Raw genomic sequence first — 2,933 nt, forward strand, 5'->3', positions numbered from 1 at the left:
TGCGGGGATTGCGACGACGGACGTCACGCTGGTGCGCAGCGGGAACAACCTGCTGTTGCAGTTTGCGAATGCAGGTGACCAGATCACGATAGCGAACTGGTATGGATCGACGGGCGCACGGATTGAGCAGCTGGTGTTTGCGGACGGCACGGTGTGGGACAAAGCGGTAATGCATGATGCCGGATTGATCATGCATGGTACAGCTGGAGCAGATGTCATCACGAGTATTGCTGGTGAGATCAACACACTGTATGGAGAGGATGGCAACGATACTCTGACAGGCCAGGACAATGCTGACTATCTGGATGGCGGAGCAGGCAACGACACGCTGAACGGAGGTACAGGAAGTGACACGCTGATAGGCGGAGCGGGTGACGACACGCTGAATGCGGATAGGCCGACTGGTTACACCTATTACAACACCTACAACTACAACAGTTATGAAGCGGCTGGGAATGTATTTGAAGGGGGTACGGGCAATGATGTCCTGAATGGAAGTGGTGGATCGGACACCTATCGCTACAGCCTTGGGGATGGTTCAGACACCATCAATGAAACGGCCCATAACGAACAAAACGCGACGGACACGGCGATAGACAAGATCGAGCTGGGTGCGGGGATTGCGACGACGGACGTCACGCTGGTGCGCAGCGGGAACAACCTGCTGTTGCAGTTTGCGAATGCAGGTGACCAGATCACGATAGCGAACTGGTATGGATCGACAGGCGCACGGATTGAGCAGCTGGTGTTTGCGGACGGCACGGTGTGGGAAGGGGAATCTTTGTCGATACCGATTAATGGTGCGGTTGGCAACGATATTCTAAATGGCACAGTCGGTCTTGATGTGATCGATGGCTTTGCCGGAAACGATACTTTGATTGGCGGCACTGGTAATGATGTGTATCTATTTGGAGTTGGATCCGGTCAAGACACCATCACCGAGAACGATGCCACGACAGGGAATACCGACACCATCCGAGTGAAGGCAGGTGTATTGCCTTCGGATGTGATATTGAGCAGAGACAACAATGCACTGATTCTGTCGATCAACGGCACAACGGACAAGATATCGGTAGCGAACTGGTCAACCGGTTCGCAATACCGAATTGAGCGTATTGAATTCCTGGACGGGCCTGAGGGCACCGTCGGAACGGTCTGGGACAACAGCGTATTTTCCCAAGTGCAATTGCTGGGCACCTCGGCTGCCGATAGCTTGATCGGGGCATACGATGCTGATGCGTTTGATGGACTGGGTGGAAACGACACCCTGAATGGTGGAGCGGGGAACGACGTATATCTGTTTGGAATCGGCTCAGGTCAGGACACCATCATTGAGAACGATGCCACGGCAGGGAATACCGACACCATCCGAGTGAAAGCAGGTGTATTACCTTCGGATGTGACATTGAGCCGTGACAACAATGCACTGATTCTGTCGATCAACGGCACTACGGACAAGATATCAGTAGCGAACTGGTCAACCGGGTCGCGATACCGAATTGAGCGCATTGAATTTCTGGATGGGCCTGATGGCACTGTCGGAACGGTGTGGGACAACAGCGTATTTTCCCAAGTGCAATTGCTGGGCACCTCGGCTGCCGATAGCTTGATCGGGGCATACGATGCTGATGCGTTTGATGGGCTGGGTGGAAACGACACCCTGAATGGTGGAGCGGGGAACGACGTATATCTGTTTGGAATCGGCTCAGGTCAGGACACCATCATTGAGAACGATGTCACGGCTGGGAACACCGATACCATTCGCTTGAAGGCGGGTGTGCTGCCTTCGGATGTTACGTTGAGCCGCGACAACAACGCGCTGATTCTGTCGATCAACGGCACAACGGACAAGATATCAGTAGCGAACTGGTCAACCGGGTCGCAATACCGAATCGAGCGCATTGAATTTCTGGATGGGCCTAATGGCACCATCGGAACAGTATGGGACAACACAGTATTTCCCCAAGCGCAATTGCTGGGCACCTCGGCTGCAGATAGCTTGATTGGGGCATACGATGCCGACGTGATTGATGGGCTGGGTGGAAACGACACCCTGAATGGTGGAGCGGGGAACGACGTATATCTGTTTGGAATCGGCTCAGGCCAGGACAACATCACTGAGAACGATGCCACTTCAGGAAACACCGACACCATCCGCTTGAAGGCAGGTGTGCAGCCTTCGGATGTGACATTGATCAGAACCAATACATCGCTTGTGTTAACTATCAATAGTACTGGGGAGAGTATTACGGTAGTAAATTTCTCTGTCGGGGCACAGTACAAGATAGAGCGAATTGAGTTTTTGGATGGAGCAAATGGCACTGTTGGTACAGTATGGGATAGTACTGTACTGACCAAGGTTCCAGAGCTACCACCCGCAAATATTCCCGCCACGATTGTGGGTACATCGAATTCTGAAACTATCTATGGAACAAGCGGAAATGATGTGATTGATGGTGGTGGCGGGAACGATACAATTTACGGCAGTACTGGAATGTATGGGTTCGGAAATGATACGTACATTTTTGGTGTCGGATCAGGCCAGGATCTTGTGATCGAGAATGATTCAACTGTATTGAATATGGATACGGTGCGAGTTGTTGGGAAGTTGGCATCAGAAATAACGATCAGTCGCAATATAAGTGGAACGACTGTAGGCAACGATCTTGTGATCAGCATTAATGGCACGACCGACAAACTGACGGTGCAGAACTACTTTACGGGTAGCCAGTACAAGATCGAGAAGGTGGTGTTTGACGACGGCACAGTATGGGATGGAACTGTGCTGGATGCGGCCCAGATACTGCCCACTGGCACAAGCCTGACTGCCACCACTGGGAATGACTTGATCGACCTGAGGAATGTGGCGAACACCACGGCCTATGGCTACTCCAGCGCCAATTACGAAAGCGGAAACGACACCTACCTGTTTG

At 52.2% G+C, this 2,933-nt stretch carries 1 protein-coding gene; it reads left to right on the forward strand.

Annotated features, from left to right (window positions below; translation table 11 throughout):
* A partial coding sequence (locus ACYPYQ_RS13495) for a calcium-binding protein (RefSeq protein ID WP_459724434.1) occupies positions 1-2,933 on the forward strand: 2,933 nt, incomplete at both ends.

It is taken from the genome of Sideroxyarcus sp. TK5 (genome assembly GCF_054601595.1).